Consider the following 13728-nt stretch of genomic DNA (forward strand, 5'->3'; position numbering starts at 1 on the left):
CGGGGCCGGGCCCGTCGGTTCGGCGGGGGAGAATGCTGCCATGCCTTCGTTCACCCGCCGTTCCCTGGTCGCCCTCCTGGCCGCAGGCTCGTTGGGGCTTGCCGCGTGCTCGGGAACCCCCTCCGCGACGCCGGCGACGCCGGCGGCGACGGCGTCCGACGGCGCGCTCAAGGTGGGGATCGCGCAGATCGTCAACCACCCCTCGCTCAACGACCTGCGTGACGGGTTCAAGGAGGGCATGGCCGCCGCCGGGTACGTCGAGGGCTCCGACGTGGTCTACGAGGAGCGCAACGCCGCCGGCGACCAGACGACGCTGACCGCCATCGCCTCCTCGTACGCCACCAAGGACCTCGTGGTGGCGATCGCGACCCCGACCGCCCAAGCCATGATCCAGGCGCTGCCCGACACGCCGATCTTCTTCGCCGGCGTGACCGACCCCGTCGGCGCGCAACTGGTTCTCTCGCTCGAGGATCCCGGTGGCAACGTGACAGGCACGTCCGACTTCCCGCCGGTGGCCGACCAGCTGGCGCTGATCAAGGAGATCCTGCCCGAGGCGAAGACGATCGGGCTCCTGTACAGCTCGGCGGAGACGAACAGCCACATCCATGCCGATTTGGTGAAGGAGGCCGCCCCTGCCCTCGGTCTCTCGGTGCAGGAGGCCACGGTGTCGAACTCGTCCGAGGTCGCCCAGGCCGCCGAGTCGCTGGCCGACGTGGACGCCTTCTTCATCGGCACCGACAACACCTTCGTGTCCGCGATCGAGTCCGTCGTCCAGGTGGCCGAGGCTCGCCAGATCCCGCTGGTGGTGTCCGACCCTGACTCGGTGGCCCGTGGCGCGCTCGCCGCGTATGCGGTCGACTACCGCGCACAGGGCGTCCAGACCGGAACCATGGCCGCCGCGATGCTCACGTCGGGCGGCAAGGCGGGCGACATCCCCGTCGAACGCGCCAAGGACCTGGAGCTGTCCGTCAACCCGGGTGCTGCGCAGCGGATGGGCGTGACCCTGCCGCAGGCCGTGCTCGACCGGGCCGAGCACACCATCGGCTGACCGGACCGCGACCGCGGGCGGTCGCTACGCTGGTGTGAACCCGATCAACTCAGGAGAAGATCCATGGCGAAGGCAGGCAAGCAGCCGAACAAAGCTGCGCAGGAATCCGCGCGGGCCAGGCTCGCCGCTGAGCGCCAGAAGGCCGAGGCGACGGCGCGTCGCAACAAGATGTTCGGCATCGCTGCGGCCGCGGCGGCGCTGCTGCTCGTCGTCGTCGGCGTGATCATCGCCATCGGCATGAACCGCCCGCAGGCCGCCGAGGGCACGGACGGGTACGTGGCGACACTGCAGAACATCCCGGCCGCCTCGCTGGACGCCGTCGGCCCGGGCTCGCTGACCGTGTCACCGGCCCAGCCGATCCCCGGCGGCCAGGTGCAGATGGTGGACGGCAAGCCCCGCCTGCTCTACATCGGCGCCGAGTACTGCTCCTACTGCGGCTTCACCCGCTGGCCTCTGACCATCGCGCTCGAGCGGTTCGGTGACTTCGAGGGCCTCAAGGCCACGCGCACCCCGGCCGGCGGCGCGCTCGGCGACATCCCGACCTTGTCGTACCTGGGGTCGACCTACACCTCCGACTACCTGGTGTTCAAGGGGTACGAGATGAAGGACGCCCAGGGCCGCGACCTCGAGCCGCTCAGCACCGAGGACGAGCAGATCGCCCAGCAGCACGGCATGACCGGCTACCCGTGGCTCTACTGGGGTACCCACACCAGCGGGACGCCGTTCTTGCAGCCCTTCACCCAGGGCGGCTACCTGCCCGGCAAGACCGGCGACTCGGTCGCGGCGAAGTTGGCCGACCCCAACTCCCCGGAGGCCCAGGGCATCCTCGGTGCGGCCAACGTGACGACCGCCCAGATCTGCGCGTTGACCGGCGACCAGCCGTCCGACGTGTGCTCGGCGCCGGGTGTGGTCGCCGCCAAGGCGGTCCTGGGATGACCTTGGGCCGCGGTGGGTCGGCTGTGGCGGACGGCGTCCGCGCGGCCGACCCGAGCCCGCTCTGCATCAAGCTGCTCTGGATCGCGGCGCTGGCCGTGTCCGCCTACCTGACGTGGGCGCACTACGCCGCTGACGGAACACTGGCGTGCGCCGAGGGCTCCTTCGTGAACTGCGAGTCGGTGACCTCGAGCCAGTGGGCCTACCTGTTCGGCATCCCCGTCGCGCTGCTGGGTCTGCTGTACAACGTGGTCGGCGTTGGTTTCGCGTTCGTGGGTCGGCGGCTGGGTTTGGCGCGCGGGCGCTTGGTCGGCCTGGCGCTCACCGGTGTCGGCATGCTGTTCGTGCTGTACCTGGTGTGGGCCGAGTTCGTCATGATCGGCCAGATCTGCTCGTGGTGCACCGTCGTGCACGTCATCACCGCCGTGCTGTTCGTGTTCTACCTGACGACCTACTTCGCCGGTGCGCCGGAGGACGCCTCCGTCTGAAACCGCGGCGTCCGTCAGGAGAACAGCGCGCTGATCGCGTCGACGACGTCCGGGGCCAGGCGCGTGCGGCCGGCCTCGGCGTTGGCGGCGACCTGCTCGGGCGTGGTCGCGCCGGCGATGACGCTGGCGACGGGATCCTGAGCGAGCAGCCACGCGAACGTGGCCTGCAGCATGGTCACGCCCGCGCCCTCGCAGATCTGGCGGTAGGCGTCGAGCTGGTCCCAGTCGGTGCTCTCCAGGACCTCGGGCCGGACCTGGCGCAGGCGTCCCTCGCCGGAGGTGGGCGTGTACTTGCCGGTCAGCAGCCCGTTGTGGAGCGGGAAGTACGGCAGGAACCCCAGCCCGTGCTCGCGTGCGGCCGGCAACACGTCGGACTCGACGCCGCGGGCCAGCAGCGAGTAGTGGTTCTGTGCGGAGACGAAGCGCGGCAGGCCGAGGTCGGCGGCCACGGCGTCCGCCTCGACGATCTGCTCGGCGGTGAAGTTCGAGTGCCCGATGAACCGCACGGGACCCGCTTCGACGTGCCGCGCCAGGGCCTGGAGGGTGTCGCCGATCGGGGTGTCCTCGTCGGGGGTGTGCAGCTGGAGCAGGTCGATGTGGTCGGTCTGCAGGCGCTGCAGGGCCCCCTCCACGGCCTTGTCGATGTAGCCGGACGCCCCACGCGGGCCCCAGGCGTCCGCCCCCTCGGGACCGCCACCCCGGTGGCCGAACTTGGTTGCGAGCACAACCCGGTCACGGCGCCCGCGCAGCGCCTCGCCCATCAGGGACTCGCTGGTGCCGGCCGGGCTGCCGTACAGCGCCGCTGTGTCGAGGAACGTGACCCCGTGCTCGAGCGCAGCGTCCAGCACCGACTTCGTCGCGGGGAGGGTCTCGGTGACGAAGCCCGGGCGTCCGAAGTTGTTACAGCCGAGGCCGACGGCGCTGACGAGGAGGTCCGGGGTGCCCAGCGGGCGCAGGTCTGTCATGGGCCGCATCCTAGGTGGGCCCCTCCACCCGCCGAGGACTCGTGCAACTACCGCCGAGGACTCGTGGTCGTCAGGACCACCACGAGTCCTGGGCGGTAGTTAGGAGAGTCCTGGGCGGTAGTTAGGGGAGTCCTCGGCGGTAGTTAGGTGAGTCCTGGGCGGAGGGGCGGGATTGTGAAGAGGTAACCCCTCCGCCGGTGCGGGGTCGGGGGCGCCCGGATGCGAGGATGCCGCGCATGGATGTCCCCCTGCTCGTGCGTGCGTTCGGCGCGTTCTTCGCGATCATGAACCCGTTCGTGGTGCTGCCGATGTTCCTGGTGCTGACGCAGGCCCAGGACCTGACGCACCAGCGGCGCACGGGCATGCGCATCGTGCTCTACTGCCTCGTCATGGCGGCCATCGTCATGGTGAGCGGCACGGCGATCCTCGGGTTCTTCGGCATCTCGGTCGACCACTTCCGCGTCGCCGGCGGCATCGTCTTGCTGATGATCGGCCTCACCATGCTCAACGGCGGCAGCCCCGCCCACGAGGGGACGCCGCAGGAGAAGGCCCGCATGCGCGCCCGCGCGCTCCAACCCAGCGGCGGCCTCCACGACGAGCCGGGCGGGCGTCCGGTCGCTGTCGCCGAACCCGAGACGGACGCCAACGCCGACGTCGCGTTCTACCCGCTGACCTTCCCGATGCTGCTGGGCCCCGGCACCATCGCGTCGCTCATCGTGTTCACCGGCCAGGCGGGGAGCGTCTCCGGCTTCCTCGCCATCGTCACCGCCGTGGTGGCCGTGCTGGCGATCCTGGCGGTCGTGCTCTGGTTCGCCCCCGCGATCGGCAACCGGATGTCCCAGACGTTGCGCGTCATCATGACCCGCCTGATGGGCATGATCATCGCCTCCATCGCGGTCGCGATGGTCATCGAGGGGCTGTTGTCCCTTTTGCCCGCGCTGCGCGGCTGACCGCGTCCCAGACCTCGGGGCTCCGCGCCGCGAGCACCTTCTCGGGGGACGCCGAGGCCGTGGCGTACGGCGTCCCGTCGAGGAAGCGCACGACCCCGCCCAGTTCCTCCAGCATCAGGACGCCCGGCCAGTGGTCCCACGGGTGTCGCCCGTTGTGGATCAGGTAGTCGCGCTCACCGAGCGCGATGGCGGGGTAGTCGCCGGTGCAGCTGCCGGTCATGGGCCACGGCTCGGCCAGCCCGGCGCCGCGCAAGTGGGCGTACTCGCGGGTGACGCCGCCCACAAGCAGGTCCCGCCCGGGCCGGGGCGGTGCCAGGGGCTCCCCGTCCACCCGGACGCCCGCGCCCCGTTCGGCGACGAGCATCTGGCGGACGCCGGCGCGCCACGTCCACGACCGCACCGGCACGCCGTCGACCAGCTCGGCCAGCAGCATGCCGAACTCGGGGATGCCGGCGACGAAGTTGCCCGTTCCGTCCACGGGGTCGACAAGCCAGACGTGCCCGAGGTCGATTCGCGCGGCCAGGCCGGGGTCGGCCGCGACGGCCTCCTCGCCGATGACGGTGGCGTCCGGGAACCACGCGCGCAGCGCGTCCGTCAGTACCACCTCGGCCCGCTGGTCGGCGACCGTGACGAGGTCGCCCGGGGACTTCTCGGCGACCTGGTCAGCGCGCAGGCGGTTGAAGAGCGGAATAACCACCTCGTCGCACGTGTTCACCATCAGGCGGGAGATCTCGTCGGAACGGGGCACGCGGGCAGTCTGCCACGCGGCTGAGGACGCAAGGAGCAGGTGGGTAACCGATGGGTGATCGCACGATCAAGCTGGCCGTGGTGGGCGTGGGCAACTGCGCGAGTTCGCTGATCCAGGGAATCGAGTACTACAAGGACGCCGCGGACGACGCTTTCATCCCCGGCCTGATGCACGCCAACTTCGGCGGCTACCACGTGCGGGACATCGAGGTCGTCGCCGCGTTCGACGTGCACTCCGGCAAGGTCGGCCGAGACGTCGCCGAAGCCATCTACGCCGAGCCCAACAACACCACCGTCTTCGCCCAGGTTCCGACCACCGGCGTGCTCGTGCAGCGCGGCCCCGTGCTGGACGGCGTCAACAAGTACACCGCGGACGTCGTGCCCGTGGACGCGTCCGCCGAGCCGGTCGACGTGGTGGCCGCGCTCAAGGCGTCCGGCGCCGAGGTGGTCGTCAACTACCTGCCGGTGGGCTCGCAGGAGGCGACCGAGTTCTACGCCAACGCCGCGATCGAGGCCGGGTGTGCGTTCGTGAACTGCATCCCGGTGTTCATCGCGTCGAACGAGGAGTGGGCGCAGAAGTTCGCGGACGCCGGCCTGCCGGTCGTCGGGGACGACATCAAGGCCCAGGTGGGCGCGACCATCGTGCACCGGACACTGACGAACCTGTTCCTGGACCGGGGCATGAAGATCAAGCACACCTACCAGCTGAACACCGGCGGCAACACCGACTTCCTGAACATGCTCGAGCGCGAGCGCCTCGCCGACAAGAAGACCTCCAAGACCGAGGCCGTCACGTCGATGATCGAGGCCCGTGGTCAGTCCATCGACCCGTACGACATCCACGTCGGCCCGTCGGACTACGTGCCGTGGCAGAAGGACAACAAGGTCTGCTTCCTGCGCATCGAGTCGACGCACTTCGGCGACGTCCCGATGAACCTCGAGCTGCGCCTGTCGGTGGAGGACTCGCCGAACTCGGCCGGCGTCGCCATCGACTCCATCCGCTGCGCCAAGCTCGCCCTGGACGCCGGCCTGTCGGGCGCCATCATCGAGCCGGCCGCCTACTTCAGCAAGCACCCGCCGGTGCAGATCGAGGACCGCGAGGCCCGCGAGCTCGTCGAGAAGTTCATCGACACCTACGGCCAGAAGGCCTGACCCCTCTCGCCGACAGCCCCGGCCTTTTGTGCCGAGAGCCCCGGTTCCGTCCGCCGACAGCCCCTCCGCCGCGTCGGCCGACGGGGCCGGGGCTGTCGGCGCGGAAAGCCGGGGCTCTCGGCGCGGGAAGCCGGGGCTCTCGGCGCGGAAAGCCGGGGCTCTCGGCGCGGAAAGCCGGAGCTGTCGGCGTGGGAATACCCTGATCCGCCCCGGAGTTGAGTCAGATGAACTCAACTTCTCAGTTGAGCCTGCTAGGCTCAATCGCGAAGTTCCCCGAACTACTGGAGGTAACCCACCATGGCCCGTGCAGTCGGTATCGACCTCGGCACCACCAACTCTGTCGTCGCCGTCCTCGAGGGCGGCGAGCCCACCGTCATCCCCAACGCCGAGGGCGCCCGCACCACGCCGTCGGTCGTCGCCTTCGCCAAGAACGGCGAGGTCCTGGTCGGCGAGGTCGCCAAGCGCCAGGCTGTCACCAACGTGGATCGTACGATCCGCTCCGTCAAGCGCCACATGGGCACGAACTGGGGCATCGACATCGACGGCAAGAAGTACACGCCGCAGGAGATCTCCGCGCGCGTGCTGCAGAAGCTGAAGCGGGACGCCGAGGCCTACCTCGGCGAGCCCGTCACCAACGCGGTCATCACCGTCCCGGCCTACTTCGGCGACGCCGAGCGCCAGGCGACCAAGGAGGCCGGCGAGATCGCGGGCCTGACCGTCGACCGCATCATCAACGAGCCGACCGCCGCCGCGCTGGCCTACGGCCTCGACAAGGGCGACGTCGAGCAGTCGATCCTCGTCTTCGACCTCGGTGGTGGCACCTTCGACGTGTCGCTGATGGAGATCGCCGACGGCGTCTTCGAGGTCAAGGCCACCAAGGGCGACAACCGCCTCGGCGGCGACGACTGGGACCAGCGCGTCGTCGACTGGCTGGTCACGCAGTTCAAGAACGCGAACGGCATCGACCTGTCCAAGGACAAGATGGCCAAGCAGCGCCTTCAGGAGGCCGCCGAGCGCGCCAAGATCGAGTTGTCCAGCGCCCAGGAGACGCACATCAACCTGCCGTACATCACGGCCGGCGCCGATGGCCCCCTCCACCTGGACGAGAAGCTGACCCGCGCCGAGTTCCAGCGCCTGACCCAGGACCTGCTGGACCGCTGCCGTGCGCCGTTCAACAACGTCATCAAGGACGCCAACACCACCGTCGGCAAGATCGACCACGTCATCCTGGTGGGCGGCTCGACCCGCATGCCCGCCGTCGTCGACCTGGTCAAGGAGCTGACGGGCGGCAAGGAGCCCCACAAGGGCGTCAACCCCGACGAGGTCGTGGCCCTGGGCGCGTCCCTGCAGGCCGGCGTCCTGAAGGGTGAGGTCAAGGACGTCCTGCTGCTCGACGTCACCCCGCTGTCGCTCGGCATCGAGACCAAGGGCGGCGTGATGACCAAGATCATCGAGCGCAACACGACGATCCCGACCAAGCGCTCCGAGGTGTTCACCACGGCCGAGGACAACCAGCCGTCGGTGATGATCCAGGTGTACCAGGGTGAACGTGAGTTCGCCCGCGACAACAAGTCGCTGGGCAACTTCGAGCTGACCGGTCTGATGCCTGCCCCGCGCGGGGTTCCGCAGGTCGAGGTCACCTTCGACATCGACGCCAACGGCATCGTGCACGTCAACGCCAAGGACAAGGCCACTGGCAAGGAGCAGTCCATGACCGTGACCGGCGGCTCGGCGCTTGGCAAGGATGACATCGACCGGATGGTGAAGGACGCCGAGGCGCACGCCGAGGAGGACAGGAAGCGTCGCGAGTCCGTCGAGATGCGCAACGAGGCGGACGCTCTGGCGTTCCGCACCGAGAAGCTCCTCAAGGACAACGAGGAGACCATCGGCGACGACGTCAAGGCGCCCGTCCAGGAGTCGCTCGACAAGTTGAAGGAGGCCCTGAAGGGCACCGACAACGACGACGAGGTCAAGGACGCCATGAACGACCTCAACGAGAAGGCATCCGCGATGGGGCAGGCCATGTACGCCGCCGCCCAGGCCCAGCAGGGCTCGGGCGACGACCAGGCCTACACCAGCGAGGACGCCCCGCAGGGCGAGTCGGCCGAAGCCGGTGACGACGACGTCGTGGACGCCGAGATCATCGACGACGAGACCGACAACAAGTGACCCGCAGGCCGGCTGGGTAGGCTCCGACACGGGCCCTGAGCCTGTCGAGGGGCCTGCCCAGCCGGCCACCCGGTTCTTGAAGGAGAAGACGTGACCCAGAATCCCAAAGACGAGTTCGTCCCCGACGGCCAAGCCGGCGGCGACGGTCCCGAGGAGCCCATCATCCCCGACGACGCGTCGCAGCTGATCGACATCGACTCGCCGGTGGACGCCCCCGTCGAGGGGACGGCCGAGGAGCGCTCGGCCGAGCCCGCGGCGTCCGCCCGTGAAGAAGACCTGGAGGCAGCCCTCGCCGAGCGCACCGCCGACTTGCAGCGCCTGCACGCCGAGTACGTGAACTACAAGAAGCGGGTCGACCGCGACCGTGACGTGGCGCGCCTCAAGGGCGTCGAGTCGGTCGTCAACGACCTGCTGCCCGTGGTGGACGCCATCGAGGCGGCGAGGCAGCACGACCAGGTCGACGGCGGCTTCAAGCTCGTGGTCGAGGCCCTGCAGAAGGTGTTCGGCAAGCACGGCCTGGTCGTCTACGGCGAGGTCGGCGAGGAGTTCGACCCGCACCTGCACGAGGCCCTGATGCAGGTGCCGCTGGAGGGCGACCACACCACGACGGTCATCTCGGCCGTCATGCAGAAGGGTATCCAGATGGGCGACCGCATCGTCCGTCCCGCCCGCGTCGGCGTCGCCGACCCGAACTGAATGGTTTCGACCACGCTCACCGTCCACACACCGAGAGGAGGCGCCGATGAGCACCAAGGACTGGCTTGAAAAGGACTACTACAAGATCCTGGGCGTCTCCAAGGACGCCAAGCCCGAGGAGATCAAGAAGGCGTTCCGCAAGATCGCCCGCGAGAACCACCCGGACCAGAACCCCGGTAACAAGAAGGCCGAGGCGAGGTTCAAGGAGGCGTCCGAGGCCAACTCGGTGCTGTCCGACCCGAAGAAGCGCAAGGAGTACGACGAGCAGCGCTCGCTGTTCGGCGGCGGCTTCAAGTTCCCGGGCGCGGGCGGCGCCCGCCCCGGGGGCTACGGCTCGAGCGGTCCCTCGATGGACGACCTGTTCCGCAATGCCACGTCGGGCAACCAGGACATCTCCGACCTGTTCGGGGGCCTGTTCGGCGGCACCACCACGCGCCGCACGACCCGCAGCCCGCGCCGCGGCACCGACATCGAGGGTGAGGTCACGATCGACTTCACCCAGGCTGTCGAGGGCACCACGGTGTCCCTGCAGACGGTGTCGGACGCCCCGTGCGCCTCGTGCCGGGGCACCGGCGCGAAGGCGGGCTCCGTGCCGAAGGTGTGCACCACCTGCCAAGGCTCGGGCATGAAGGAGACGCAGACCGCCGGTGGGTTCGCCATGGCCGAGCCGTGCCCCGAGTGCCGCGGCCGTGGCCTCGTGGTCGAGGACCCGTGCCCCGACTGCTCCGGCTCCGGGCGCGCCCGGTCGACCAACACCATGCAGGTCCGCGTGCCGGCCGGCGTGACCGACGGCCAACGCATCCGCATCAAGGGCAAGGGTGGGGCCGGCGAGAACGGCGGCCCCCCCGGCGACCTGTACGTGCTCGTCAACGTCCGCCCGCACCCGGTGTTCGGGCGCAAGGGAGACAACCTGACACTCGAGGTGCCGGTGACCTTCACCGAGGCCGCCCTGGGGGCCGACATCGAGGTGCCGACGCTGAACGGGCCGCCCGTCCGCCTGCGCGTTCCGGCGGGGACGCCCAACGGCCGCACGTTCCGCGTGCGCGGCAAGGGCGTCCGCAAGGCCAACGGCGACTACGGCGACCTGCTCGTGACCGTCAACGTTCAGGTGCCCTCGTCGCTTTCGGCCGAGGCCGAGGCCGCCCTGAGGAACTACGCGGACGTCGTGGGCTCCGGCAACCCGCGCGCCTGACTGTTCGGGTGACGTGATGTCGGACTTCCTGCCCGCACGGATGGACGTGGACGCGCCGCTGTTCACGGTGACCATGGCGGCGCGGCTCGCCGAGATGCACCCCCAGACCCTGCGCGGTTATGACCGTCTGGGCCTGGTGGTGCCGTCGCGCGCCAAGGGGCGCGGACGCCGCTACACGCTCCGCGACGTCGCCCGCCTGCGGCACATCCAGGTGCTGTCGCAGGAGGAGGGCATCAACCTCGAGGGCATCCGCCGCATCCTGGAGCTGGAGGCCCAGCTCGAGGATGCTCACGGCCAGGTCTCTCGCCTGGTCGAGATCATCCAGGCCCACCAGGTCGGCGACGACACCTCGGGGCGGACCTTCACCGCCGGCCACGGCACCGTCCACCTGGGCCGCACCGTCCGCTCGCGCTCCCCGCGCGCGCTGCCGTCGGGCCGCTGAGCCCCCGCCCCCTTCGCCGAGGACTCGCCTAACTACCGCCGAGGACTCGTCCTAGCTCGCGCGGCGCCGCGGCGGGCGCTTGTAGTCCATCGCTTCCGGGCACAGGCCGTGGTCGACCACCGCGTCGCCGATCTGCGCCCGGATGCTGCTCACGAAAGGGCCCACGGCGTGGATGTCGTCGGCGACCCACCGAAGGACCGTCTGACCGATGCCGCGCAGGCGCTTGTCTCGTGCCGCCCGCGCCGCGAACTCGGCCTCGGGCGTCCGCCCCCTCAGCATCGCCTCGGTCAGCTTGACCGCCCCGTCGAACTCGCCCACGACCTTGAAGAGGCGCCACCAGAAGTCCACGCGGCCGATGAAGCCCGCGGCGTCCGACATCTCCACCTGCAGTTCGGGCAGCGGGATGCCCTGCTGAAGCATCACCCCGCGGCACACCGATTCGTAGGCCGACTCGCTTCGTGGGTCGGCCCGTCGCGCTGCCTCGGTGGCGAGTCGGCATCCGCGGCCGCCGCTGACCTCGGCGATCAACTCCGCGCGGTCGGCGCCCAACCGCAGGGCGGCGTCCGCCACGGCCAGGGCTGGGCCGAACCGGTAGCGGCGCATGAGGTCGGCGGCAGTGCGCGCGAGTGTGGTCGTGCGCTGCCCGTCGACCTCGGTCACGTTCGGAAGCACCTTCGGTCGCCGGTAACCGTGAGCGAGGTCGTTCTTCTGGCCGTGTCCACCGAAGAGCCACAGTGTGTGGACGCGTTTCAGGTCGGCGCCCCAGAGCGGGAGGCCGTGCAGAACGGCGGCGGAGTCCTGGTTGAAGTAGGTGCCCAAGCCGTGGGTGGGAAGTGCGGCGAGCATGCGCTCGCGGTGGAGTTCGCGCTCGTCGAGCGGGGCGAAGTCGAGCAGGACGCCGCGACGCAGGCGGACGCGTTCGGGGAGGGGATCGTCGGAGTGCATGCCCGGACAATGGGCGACACCTGCCGCCTCCGGTCAGTGAATCACGAGCCTGTGGATGGGCGTGCTCCGTTGAGGGGGTTGTCCACAGTCAGGAGAGGTGGCGCAGGAAGCGCTGCGGGTCGGCCAGAAAGTAGCGCTCGTTGACCACGAGGTCGAGATCCTCCCAAGCCCGCTGGTCAAGGCCGTCGGACGACAGTTGCAGGATGCGCGCCCCCGGCAATGCCGACAGCACGGGGGAGTGGGTGGCCATGAGCACTTGGACGCCCGGGTCGGCCAGCAGGTCGGTCAGAACGGCGAGGGCGTGGAGAGACGAGGTGAACGACAGGGCCGACTCGGGCTCGTCCAGCACGTACAGTCCGGGGCGGACGCGGCCGCGTCCGTCGTGCGTCTTGTCCTCGAGCATCGCGCGGAATGATTCGCCGTGGCTGAGGTGGTGGAAGGACGCCCCGTTGCTGGCCAGGTACGTGAACAGCCCGTGCATGGTTTCCGCGCGGAAGAAGTAGCCACCCTTGCTTGCGCCGGCGCCGCGCACCAGCTGAAGAGCCCCGGAGAGGGGCGATTCAGTGTGCGCCGTCGCGAACCGGGCGCCGGTCGAACCGCCTTCGGGATTGAGCCCGTACGCCTCTGCGACGGCCTCGATGATGGTCGACTTGCCCGAGCCGTTCTCCCCGACCAGCACGGTGGCCTGCGACAGGTCGAGCCCGTCGCGGAGCAGCGCGGCGACCGCGGGCACCTTGTACGGCCACAGCTTGGGTTCGATCGACGCGCCGGCCCGCATCGCCACCCGGCGCACGGGACGCCCGAGGCCGGGGATGGTCTGACGAGGCATGCGGACAGCTTAGGAACACCCACCGACACTTCCCTGGCGATGATCCCCAGGTGCGGCCATGAGTCCTCGCCGGAAGTTAGGGGAGTCCTCGGCGGTAGTTAGGGGAGTCCTGGGCGGTCCACGTCCGGAAGATCTGTCGTGTGGACGTGTCCGGTACGGGTGGGGGGTGATGAACTCGCCCGCCCGCGTGTGGTTGAATCGGCGGGCAAGACCCCGATATGGGGGTGACGTGTAGGGAGAGGTTGTCCATGAGTGGAACCGCGGCGTCCACAAAGGTGTGGCGACGCATCGGCGTCCATGCACGTGAAGCCCTGCTGCGTTCGCTGAATTCGGTCGAGCTCCGCACGATCCTGGCCGACGTGGCCCGGACGCGGGCGTCCGACGAGACGTACGCCGACCTGATCAAGCGCTGGCGCGAGGATCGCCTGCTCATGCCGAGCCTCCTCGACCCGCGCGAGGCCATTCCCGTCACTGCGCGGTTGTGGGAGGCCGTGCCCCGGGAGTTCGTCGGGGTCACGCTGTCCCAGCTGACGTCGCTGGGCTCAGGCATCCATCTCGGCGGGCTCGGGCAGAACCGCGTCGTCACCACGATGCGCGGCACCGAGGTGCTCGCCGACCCGGCACACGGGCTGGCGCTCGAGGCGTCCCGCCGGCGGCGCAACGGGCACTCGCGCGTCCACCTGGCCACGCACGCGCGCTGCACCCACGCCTGGGACCAGGCCGAAGAGTCGGCGCACGAGTTGCGTTTCTCCCTCGTGTCCAGCTGCCCCGACGGCGGCGGGCTCAGCACCGAGGCCGATCTGCTCGACCTGCACCTGGACTACTGGCGCGAGATCATCGGCAGCCTCGTGCCGCAGGGCCGCATCGAGCTCACCGTGTGGGACCACACGCTGGCCGGGCTGATCGAATCGCGGGGCACGCGCGACGACGTGATCGTCGTGGCCGGCAAGGACGACGACCGGCGCCCCTGGCGCAACCCGTACACGACGGCGGCGTTCCGCTTCGTCGTGCAGGGTGAGGAGCCGGTGGAGCTCGGGGACGGCGGCTTCGTCACGTGGACCCAGGCGCTCACCCGCAACCGCAAGGACCGCTGCCTCGTCTCCGGCATCAGCGTCGACGCGGTCGTGCCCCACACCTGGGGCGCTGCCGACCAGTGAGGTGAGGGCTTCGCT

General features: G+C 69.8%; 14 protein-coding genes. 10 read left to right on the forward strand and 4 right to left on the reverse strand.

Features of this window, described 5'->3' with window-relative positions; translation table 11 throughout:
• Nucleotides 1-40 precede the first annotated feature (40 nt).
• From ET989_RS01855 to ET989_RS01865, 3 genes are all read left to right on the forward strand, one after another.
• On the forward strand, nucleotides 41-1048 hold the full coding sequence (locus tag ET989_RS01855; RefSeq protein ID WP_131166833.1) for an ABC transporter substrate-binding protein: 1008 nt from the start codon (nucleotides 41-43) through the stop codon (nucleotides 1046-1048).
• A gap of 63 nt (nucleotides 1049-1111) precedes the next feature.
• Nucleotides 1112-1984, forward strand: a complete 873-nt coding sequence (locus ET989_RS01860; RefSeq protein WP_131166834.1) for a DUF929 family protein — start codon at nucleotides 1112-1114, stop codon at nucleotides 1982-1984.
• Nucleotides 1981-2469, forward strand: a complete 489-nt coding sequence (locus tag ET989_RS01865) for a vitamin K epoxide reductase family protein (RefSeq protein WP_131166835.1) — start codon at nucleotides 1981-1983, stop codon at nucleotides 2467-2469. The genes ET989_RS01860 and ET989_RS01865 overlap by 4 nt, the downstream gene beginning before the upstream one ends.
• A gap of 14 nt (nucleotides 2470-2483) precedes the next feature.
• On the opposite strand, the gene ET989_RS01870 is transcribed toward ET989_RS01865, so the two are convergent.
• On the reverse strand, nucleotides 2484-3434 hold the full coding sequence (locus tag ET989_RS01870; RefSeq protein WP_131166836.1) for an aldo/keto reductase: 951 nt from the start codon (nucleotides 3432-3434) through the stop codon (nucleotides 2484-2486).
• A 236-nt stretch (nucleotides 3435-3670) separates the two neighbouring features.
• On the opposite strand from ET989_RS01870, the gene ET989_RS01875 reads away from it, so the two are divergent.
• Nucleotides 3671-4384, forward strand: coding sequence for a MarC family protein (locus ET989_RS01875; protein WP_131166837.1), 714 nt, complete (start codon nucleotides 3671-3673; stop codon nucleotides 4382-4384).
• Here ET989_RS01875 and ET989_RS01880 read toward each other — a convergent pair.
• On the reverse strand, nucleotides 4341-5132 hold the full coding sequence (locus ET989_RS01880) for an inositol monophosphatase family protein (protein WP_131166838.1): 792 nt from the start codon (nucleotides 5130-5132) through the stop codon (nucleotides 4341-4343). The two genes, ET989_RS01875 and ET989_RS01880, sit on opposite strands and share 44 nt — an antisense overlap.
• Before the next feature lie 50 nt (nucleotides 5133-5182).
• On the opposite strand from ET989_RS01880, the gene ET989_RS01885 reads away from it, so the two are divergent.
• From ET989_RS01885 to ET989_RS01905, 5 genes are all read left to right on the forward strand, one after another.
• Entirely contained in the window at nucleotides 5183-6283 is a 1101-nt protein-coding gene (locus ET989_RS01885) for an inositol-3-phosphate synthase (RefSeq protein ID WP_131166839.1), read from the forward strand.
• A 297-nt stretch (nucleotides 6284-6580) separates the two neighbouring features.
• A complete protein-coding gene (dnaK, locus tag ET989_RS01890; protein WP_131166840.1) occupies nucleotides 6581-8452 on the forward strand; it encodes a molecular chaperone DnaK in 1872 nt (623 codons plus the stop codon).
• A 90-nt stretch (nucleotides 8453-8542) separates the two neighbouring features.
• Nucleotides 8543-9148 carry a nucleotide exchange factor GrpE gene (locus ET989_RS01895; RefSeq protein ID WP_338324505.1) on the forward strand — a complete coding sequence of 202 codons (606 nt, stop codon included), beginning with the start codon at nucleotides 8543-8545 and terminating at the stop codon, nucleotides 9146-9148.
• Between the two features lie 46 nt (nucleotides 9149-9194).
• The gene (gene dnaJ, locus ET989_RS01900; protein ID WP_131166841.1) at nucleotides 9195-10340 is read left to right on the forward strand and encodes a molecular chaperone DnaJ; all 1146 of its coding nucleotides are present in this window, start codon (nucleotides 9195-9197) and stop codon (nucleotides 10338-10340) included.
• Nucleotides 10341-10356: 16 nt separating this feature from the next.
• Nucleotides 10357-10782, forward strand: coding sequence for a heat shock protein transcriptional repressor HspR (locus tag ET989_RS01905; protein ID WP_131166842.1), 426 nt, complete (start codon nucleotides 10357-10359; stop codon nucleotides 10780-10782).
• Nucleotides 10783-10833: 51 nt separating this feature from the next.
• Here ET989_RS01905 and ET989_RS01910 read toward each other — a convergent pair whose 3' ends face one another.
• Nucleotides 10834-11727 carry a hypothetical protein gene (locus ET989_RS01910; RefSeq protein ID WP_131166843.1) on the reverse strand — a complete coding sequence of 298 codons (894 nt, stop codon included), beginning with the start codon at nucleotides 11725-11727 and terminating at the stop codon, nucleotides 10834-10836.
• A gap of 88 nt (nucleotides 11728-11815) precedes the next feature.
• Complete coding sequence (locus tag ET989_RS01915; RefSeq protein ID WP_165489980.1) at nucleotides 11816-12556, reverse strand: AAA family ATPase; 741 nt, start codon at nucleotides 12554-12556, stop codon at nucleotides 11816-11818.
• Between the two features lie 248 nt (nucleotides 12557-12804).
• Between ET989_RS01915 and ET989_RS01920 the strand changes: the two genes are divergently transcribed.
• Nucleotides 12805-13713, forward strand: coding sequence for a hypothetical protein (locus tag ET989_RS01920; RefSeq protein ID WP_131166844.1), 909 nt, complete (start codon nucleotides 12805-12807; stop codon nucleotides 13711-13713).
• Nucleotides 13714-13728: the final 15 nt, after the last annotated feature.

Source organism: Propioniciclava sinopodophylli, assembly GCF_004324755.1.
Classification (GTDB): Bacteria; Actinomycetota; Actinomycetes; order Propionibacteriales; family Propionibacteriaceae; genus Propioniciclava; species Propioniciclava sinopodophylli.

Coding starts and splice junctions, on each gene's coding strand:
- ET989_RS01855 (WP_131166833.1), top strand. CDS start 41: ATGCCTTCGTTCACCCGCCGTTCCCTGGTCGCCCTCCTGGCCGCAGGC.
- ET989_RS01860 (WP_131166834.1), top strand. CDS start 1,112: ATGGCGAAGGCAGGCAAGCAGCCGAACAAAGCTGCGCAGGAATCCGCG.
- ET989_RS01865 (WP_131166835.1), top strand. CDS start 1,981: ATGACCTTGGGCCGCGGTGGGTCGGCTGTGGCGGACGGCGTCCGCGCG.
- ET989_RS01870 (WP_131166836.1), bottom strand. CDS start 3,434: ATGACAGACCTGCGCCCGCTGGGCACCCCGGACCTCCTCGTCAGCGCC.
- ET989_RS01875 (WP_131166837.1), top strand. CDS start 3,671: ATGGATGTCCCCCTGCTCGTGCGTGCGTTCGGCGCGTTCTTCGCGATC.
- ET989_RS01885 (WP_131166839.1), top strand. CDS start 5,183: ATGGGTGATCGCACGATCAAGCTGGCCGTGGTGGGCGTGGGCAACTGC.
- dnaK (WP_131166840.1), top strand. CDS start 6,581: ATGGCCCGTGCAGTCGGTATCGACCTCGGCACCACCAACTCTGTCGTC.
- dnaJ (WP_131166841.1), top strand. CDS start 9,195: ATGAGCACCAAGGACTGGCTTGAAAAGGACTACTACAAGATCCTGGGC.
- ET989_RS01905 (WP_131166842.1), top strand. CDS start 10,357: ATGTCGGACTTCCTGCCCGCACGGATGGACGTGGACGCGCCGCTGTTC.
- ET989_RS01910 (WP_131166843.1), bottom strand. CDS start 11,727: ATGCACTCCGACGATCCCCTCCCCGAACGCGTCCGCCTGCGTCGCGGC.
- ET989_RS01915 (WP_165489980.1), bottom strand. CDS start 12,556: ATGCCTCGTCAGACCATCCCCGGCCTCGGGCGTCCCGTGCGCCGGGTG.
- ET989_RS01920 (WP_131166844.1), top strand. CDS start 12,805: ATGAGTGGAACCGCGGCGTCCACAAAGGTGTGGCGACGCATCGGCGTC.